Raw genomic sequence first — 7,042 nt, forward strand, 5'->3', positions numbered from 1 at the left:
TCAGGCCTGCGGCTCGCGTTTCGCCCGGCGGGTGCGCGCGGTCTGCAGATCGACCAGCTTACCGTCGGCGTCGTCCCCGCTGGGACCGAGGAGGGCGCCGATGGCGCGGTTCAGCTCCGCCAGCTTGTAGGGCTTGCGCAGGATCGGGAATTCGCCGCCCAGACCCTCGGCCGCCTGGCTGTAGCCGGTGGCCAGCAGCACCGGCACACGGGGCGCTTCCTCTCGCACCCGTCGCGCCAGACCCAGACCGTCGATCTCCCCGGCCATCACGATGTCGCTGAAGATGAGGTCCGGCGGCTCGCCCGAGCGCAGCACCTCCATCGCGGCGTCGGCCGAGCCGACCGCCGTGACGGTGTGGCCCAGCTGCTCGAGCATGTCGCAGGCGACCTCGGCGACCTCCGGATTGTCCTCCACCACCAGCACGCGCGCGCTCGCCACGGGCCGGTCGGGCCCCTGGGCGGCCTTCTCGCGGGCCGGCGCGCCGCTGCGGGGAAGGAACAGGGTGAATCGCGTGCCCTGGCCTAGCTGGCTGTCCACCTCGATCCGACCGCCCGACTGCTCCGCGAAACCGTAGACCTGGCTGAGGCCTAGGCCGGTGCCCTTGTTCACCTCCTTCGTCGTGAAGAAAGGGTCGAAGATGCGCGGCAGGATGTCAGGCGGAATGCCCACCCCGGTGTCGCTGATCGTCAGGGCCACGAAGTCGCCTTGCAGGCCGTTGACCGGGGTCTCGAAGGTGCGGTTCTCGGCCAGGATCGAGAGCACGCCACCCGCAGGCATCGCGTCCCGCGCGTTCACCGCGAGGTTCAGCAGCGATAGCTCCAGCTCGCTGGGGTCCACCTGCACGGGCCAGAGCTGGACCGGCATGTCCAACACCAGCGCGACGGTTGGCGGAAGGCTGGTGGCGATCAACGCCTGCAGATCATCGACGCGCTCGGCCAGGCTGATCGAAGACGGTTGCAGCCGCTGTCGGCGCGAGAAGGCCAGCAGGTGGCGGGTGAGGTCTTCCCCGCGCTTGGCGGACGCCTCGATGGCGTCCAGCGCCCTGAGCGCGCGCGGGTCGTCCGCGACCCGCCTGCGCAGAAGCTGGGCCTGGCCGGTGACGACCATAAGCAGGTTGTTGAAGTCGTGGGCGACGCCTCCGGTCAGCTTGCCCAGGGCCTCGAGCTTCTGTGACTGCGCCAACTGCTCGTGAGCGCGCTGCAGCTCGAGTTGGGCGTTCCGCTTCTCGGTGATGTCTCGGGTGATCTTGGCAAAGCCGATGAGCGCGCCGCCCTCGTCGTAGATGGCGTCGATGACCACGCTCGCCCAGAACAGGGAGCCGTCCTTTCGGACGCGCCATCCCTCGGCCTCATAGCGGCCTTCGCTGGTGGCCGTGGCCAGGGCGCGGGTGGGCACGCCGGCCGCCCGATCTCCGTCGGTGTAGAAGCGGCTGAAGTGCTGGCCGATGACCTCCTCGGCCGTGTAGCCCTTGATGTGCTCGGCGCCCGAGTTCCAGCTCACGATCACGCCGTTGGGATCCAGCATGTATAGGGCGTAGTCGACCACGCCGGCGACGAGCAGGCGGAATTGGCGCTCGCTCTCGGCCAGGGCGTTCTCGGCCGCCTTGCGCTGACTGATGTCCCGCGTGACCTTGGCGAAGCCGATCAGCTGTCCGTCGTCGTCGTGGATCGCGTCGATCACGACCAGCGCCCAGAAGCGGCTGCCGTCCTTGCGCACGCGCCAGCCCTCGGCCTCGAAGCGGCCCTCGCGCCGGGCGGTCTCGAGGGCGCGGGCCGGCAGCCCGGAGCGGCGGTCCTCGGGCGTGTAGAAGCGGCTGAAGTGACTGCCGATCACCTCGCTGGCGACGTAGCCCTTGATGCGTTCGGCGCCGGTGTTCCAGTTGGTGACCGTGCCGTTCACGTCCAGCATGTAGATGGCGTAGTCCACGACGCTGTCGACCAGCAGCCGAAAACGGCGCTCGCTCTCGATCAGCGCCTGCTGGGCCGCGCGGTCTGCGGTCATGTCGCGGGTGATCTTGGCGAAGCCGGTGAGCTCGCCCGACTCGCCCCGCACCGCGTGCAACATGCCTTCTGACCAGAACCGGGTGCCGTCCTTCCGTACGCGCCAGCCCGCCGTGCGGACGCTGCCGTCCCGGGCGGCGGCGGCAAGCAGCGACTCCGGCACGCCGCGCCGGCGGTCCTCGAGCGAGAAGAAGCGGCCGAACGGATGGCCTATGATCTCGTCCGCCGTGTAGCCCTTCAGCCGTTCTGCGCCGAAGTTCCAGCTGACGACATGGCCTTCCGCATCCAGCGAGTAGATCGCGTACTCGGTGAGCGCGTCGACCAGGTGCTCGTAGGCCTTGGGCGGAGAGGTAGGGCTGGTCACAGGCGGCATCGGCCTACTTTCGCACGGCGAGGCCAGCCGCGCGAGGTTCCGGTTAGGAATATCCGGCAGCTGTGCTGGTTGACAGCGACGCCGGCTGCGCCGAAGGATCGGCGCCGCTTTGCCGGAGGTCGTTGATGTTTTTGGGCGCGCAGCAGCTTCGTCCCCCCGACGATCCCACCGATGAAGGTGGGGGAACGCGCTCCTACGGCGAAGGGTTCCCTGCGGAAGGGGACGATTTCCCCTACAAGGTGGAGATTTGGGACGAGAAGGGCCTCTCGATCGAGCAGGTCGTAGCCGTCAGCCTCAGCGCCTCCATCGGCTACGCCGCATATTATGCCGCGACGCGAGAATTCCCGGGCCACGTCATCATCCTGCGCCACAAGGGCGGGATCATGAGCCGGTGGACCGGCCGAGCGCACTGAGCGAAGCGATGAACCGCCGCGAGGACAGCAATCGGGAGAGCGGCGTGGTGACCCCGCTTGGCGAGCCGGCCCCGTCCACCGAACTGCTGTACGTGATCGAACTCTGGGACCTCTCGCGTACGACGCCGGAGCGGACGATCGGCCGCGCCGCCAGCGCGGTGCTCGCGCGCGCCATCTTCACCGCCGCGCAGAACGAGCACCTGGGCCGCAGGATCGTGCTGCGCCGGGGCGGCAAGGTGATCGCCGAGAGCGACTAAGCGGCGTTGCGCCCCCGCGCCCGGGCCGCTATCTGCACCCGCGACTTTTCCGGACATTGCAGAGAAAGAGCGCGGACGCCCCATGGCGCAGCAGTACATCTTCCAGATGCAGGGCCTGACGAAGGCCTATCCCGGCAGCCCCAAGAAGCTCTTCGAGAACATCTGGCTGTCGTTCTACCCGGACGCCAAGATCGGCGTCGTCGGCGTGAACGGTTCGGGCAAGTCGACCCTGCTGAAGATCATGGCCGGCATCGACAAGGAGTTCTCGGGCGAGGCGAAGGCCGCCGAGGGCACCAAAATGGGCTACCTCGAGCAGGAGCCGCAGCTGGACGACAAGCTGGACGTCTGGGGCAACGTCATCTCGTGGTGCGAAGAGAAGAAGATCTTCGACCGCTACAACGAAGTCGCCACCCTGATGGGCGAGGACTACTCCGACGAGCTGATGGAGGAGATGACCACGCTCCAGGAGAAGCTCGACGCTGGCGACCTCTGGGACATCGACAGCCGCATCGAGATGGCGATGGACGCCCTGCGCTGCCCGCCGAACGACTGGCCGGTGGACAAGCTGTCGGGCGGCGAGCGCCGCCGCGTGGCGCTGGCCCGCCTGCTGCTGTCGAAGCCCGACATGCTGCTGCTGGACGAGCCGACCAACCACCTGGACGCCGAGAGCGTCGCCTGGCTGCAGCACCACCTGGAGAACTTCCCGGGCTGCGTGATCCTGGTCACCCACGACCGCTACTTCCTGGACCAGGTGACGAAGTGGACGCTCGAACTCGACCGGGGCAAGGGCATCCCCTACGAGGGCAACTACTCGTCCTGGCTCGAGCAGAAGGCCAAGCGCGTCGCCCAGGAAGAGCGTGAGGAAGCCGGCAAGAAGCGCACGATCGAGCGCGAACTGGAGTGGGTGCGCTCCTCGCCGTCGGCCCGCCGCAGCAAGTCCAAGGCGCGCCTGGCGGCCTTCGACGAACTCGTCAACCAGGCCGAGCGCCAGAAGCAGACCTTCGCCCAGATCCAGATCCCGCCGGGTCCGCGGCTGGGCAACGTGGTCATCGAGGTGGAGAACCTCGAGAAGGCCTACGGCGACAAGCTGCTGTTCAAGGACCTGTCGTTCAAGCTGCCGCCGGGCGGCATCGTCGGCGTCATCGGTCCGAACGGCGCCGGCAAGTCGACCCTGTTCAAGCTGATCACCGGGCAGGACACGCCGGACAAGGGCGTCATCCGTCTCGGCGAGACGGTGAAGCTGGCGTACGTCGACCAGAGCCGCGACAGCCTCGATCCCAACAAGAACGTCTGGGAGGAAATCTCGGGCGGTCTCGACATCATGAAGGTGGGGACCCGCGAGATCCCCAGCCGCGCCTACGTCGGAAGCTTCAACTTCAAGGGCGGGGACCAGCAGAAGAAGGTCGGCCTGCTCTCGGGCGGCGAGCGCAACCGCGTGCACCTGGCCAAGACCCTGGCCTCGGGCGGCAACGTCATCCTGCTCGACGAACCCACCAACGACCTCGACGTGGAAACCCTGGGCGCCCTCGAGAGCGCGCTGGAGGACTTCCCGGGCTGCGCCGTGGTGATCAGCCACGACCGCTTCTTCCTGGACCGCCTCGCGACCCACATCCTGGCCTTCGAGGGCGAGAGCCACGTCGAGTGGTTCCAGGGCAACTTCGAGGCCTACGAAGAGGACAAGAAGCGCCGCCTGGGCGCCGACAGCCTCATCCCGCACCGCATCAAGTTCCAGAAGTTCACGCGGTAGGGCCGGAACAGCGGCCTCAGCGCACGGGTTGATCGGGCGATACCCAACAATCCAAGCGAAGGAGGCCAAGCCATGGCTGACGGACGTCTGCAAGGACGCAAGGTGGCGGTGCTCGCCACCGACGGTTTCGAACAAGTGGAGCTGACCAAGCCCGTCGAGGCGTTGAAGGCCGCGGGGGCCGAGGTCCACGTGGTCTCACCGAAGGGCGGGCAGATCCAGGGCTACAACCACCACGACAAGGGCGACGAGGTCCCGGTGGACCGCGAGCTCGCCCAAGCCAGCGCGCAGGACTACGACGGGCTTGTGCTGCCGGGCGGGGTGATCAACCCGGACCAGCTGCGGCTGGAGGAGGCCGCCATCGACTTCATCCGCGACTTCGTGCGCGCGGAGAAGCCGATCGCCGCCATCTGCCACGGCCCCTGGACCCTGATCGATGCGGACGGGGTCGACGGCAAGAAGATGACTTCCTGGCCGTCGCTGAAGAACGACCTGCGCAACGCCGGCGCGGAATGGGTGGACCAGGAGGTGGTGGTCGATGGCGGCCTCGTGACCTCGCGCAATCCCGACGACCTGCCGGCGTTCTGCGCGAAGATGGTCGAGGAATTCGCAGAGGGCCGTCACCACGACGGCCGTGCGGAGGCCGGCGCCGGCACGGGCGAGACGCGGTCCACGGTCTGACCTCTGCGGACGCGGCGAAATCGCGCTGGCGCGGGCACACCTTAAGGTAGCGTTGCGCCCGGTTTTCGCCTTATTGAACTGGCTGAGCTCGATTGGGCGGCGACAGGGACTTCGCCGCTGCAGGGGGAGGGCCGCGCATGGCCGTGTTCACCGGAACCGCGAACGCTGACACCCTGACCGGGGCGGCAGAGAACGATCTGCTGCATGGGCTCGCCGGCATGGATCGCCTGTTCGGCGGCGACGGCGACGACACGCTGGAAGGCGGCGCCGACGCTGACCTCCTCAGGGGCGACGCAGGGCGCGACCGCCTCGACGGCGGCGACGACGTGGACAGCCTGGACGGCGGCCTTGGCGACGACACCCTGTTGGGTGGCGTGGGCCGCGACGCCCTGAACGGGGGCGCGGGCGACGACTACATCGACGGCGGGCCTGGCGACGAGCATGACTTCAGCTTGCCGGACTACATGCCCGGGAGCGACGCGCTCTACTTCACCGGGGCGGCGGTGGGAGTCACGGTGGACCTCTCGCTTTCCGGGCCGCAGGCGACGGGCGAGGGGCTCGACACGATCCTGAACATCGAGGACGTGACGGGCTCCAGCTTCGCCGACCGGCTGACCGGCGACGCCGGCCAGAACCGACTGAACGGGCAGGACGGCGACGACACCTTGGCTGGTCGCGCCGGCGCTGACATCCTTGGCGGCCAGGCCGGCGCCGACCGCCTCGAGGGCGGTGACGGTGACGACCGGCTGGTCGCAGGGTGGCTGAGCGACTATCTGCGTCGCGACCTCGCCAGCAACACGCTGCTGGGCGGCGGCGGCAACGACATCCTCACGGGACAATACGGCGCCGACCTGCTGGACGGCGGCGACGGCGACGACTCCCTGCAAAGCGTGGTGTGGGAGTCGTACAGTCCGGATGTGCCGGGCGGCGACACCTTTCTCGGCGGCGCGGGGAACGACGGCATCACCGCCAGCATCTTCGACGCCCTGGTCGACGGCGGGGACGGCGACGACGAGATATCCATCGCGCGGGTTTACGAGGTCTGGGACGCCCCTCAGCGCCTGCAGACAATCACGGGCGGTGCGGGTGACGACCGACTGGCGGTGACGGCGCTGAACCCGAACGACCGCCTCGTGTTTGAGGGCGGCTCTGGGGTCAACACGCTCTGGCTGCGGATGGGGAATACGCCTGAGATCTATCTCAACCAGGTCCATCTGGGCGCGGGCGTCGTGGCTCAGGACATCCGCATCGTGCAGATCGAGGAAGCGGCCAAGATCCACGGCGGCGATGTGGCCGAGAGCTACACTTCAACCTATCGCGCGGAGTGGATCGACGCGGGCGGCGGGAACGACGTCGTCGTGGCCGACACGGCGGACTACTTCTTCTACGGCAACGACACGGTTTTCGGCGGCGGCGGCGACGACACGGTGACGGACTACGGCGGCTCCAACTTCCTGCGCGGCGGGGACGGCAATGACTCGCTCTCCGGCGGGCATGCCTTCGACGACCTGCACGGCAACTGGGGCGAGGACACGGTGCGCGGCGGCCTGGGCGCCGACAACCCAGTCGCCGCC

General features: G+C 68.3%; 6 protein-coding genes. 5 read left to right on the forward strand and 1 reads right to left on the reverse strand.

Annotated elements, in window-relative coordinates; all coding sequences use genetic code 11:
- Positions 1 to 2,373 (reverse strand): PAS domain S-box protein, encoded by a 2,373-nt coding sequence (locus RIF93_RS05930; protein ID WP_309089392.1) that lies wholly within the window; start codon positions 2,371 to 2,373, stop codon positions 1 to 3.
- Positions 2,374 to 2,612: 239 nt separating this feature from the next.
- Here RIF93_RS05930 and RIF93_RS05935 point away from each other — a divergent pair, with 239 nt between their 5' ends.
- The 5 genes from RIF93_RS05935 to RIF93_RS05955 all read left to right on the forward strand — a co-directional run.
- On the forward strand, positions 2,613 to 2,786 hold the full coding sequence (locus tag RIF93_RS05935; protein ID WP_309089394.1) for a hypothetical protein: 174 nt from the start codon (positions 2,613 to 2,615) through the stop codon (positions 2,784 to 2,786).
- Positions 2,787 to 2,794: 8 nt separating this feature from the next.
- Positions 2,795 to 3,043: a hypothetical protein gene (locus tag RIF93_RS05940; protein ID WP_309089396.1), complete on the forward strand. Its 249-nt coding sequence runs from the start codon at positions 2,795 to 2,797 to the stop codon at positions 3,041 to 3,043.
- An 82-nt stretch (positions 3,044 to 3,125) separates the two neighbouring features.
- Entirely contained in the window at positions 3,126 to 4,790 is a 1,665-nt protein-coding gene (ettA, locus tag RIF93_RS05945; RefSeq protein ID WP_309089398.1) for an energy-dependent translational throttle protein EttA, read from the forward strand.
- 72 nt (positions 4,791 to 4,862) lie between these two features.
- Positions 4,863 to 5,468, forward strand: coding sequence for a type 1 glutamine amidotransferase domain-containing protein (locus RIF93_RS05950; RefSeq protein WP_309089400.1), 606 nt, complete (start codon positions 4,863 to 4,865; stop codon positions 5,466 to 5,468).
- A 137-nt stretch (positions 5,469 to 5,605) separates the two neighbouring features.
- Positions 5,606 to 7,042 (forward strand): calcium-binding protein (locus RIF93_RS05955; RefSeq protein ID WP_309089402.1); only part of this gene is annotated, 1,437 nt, incomplete at its 3' end.

It is taken from the genome of Phenylobacterium sp. (assembly GCF_031181185.1).
Taxonomy (GTDB): domain Bacteria; phylum Pseudomonadota; class Alphaproteobacteria; order Caulobacterales; family Caulobacteraceae; genus Phenylobacterium.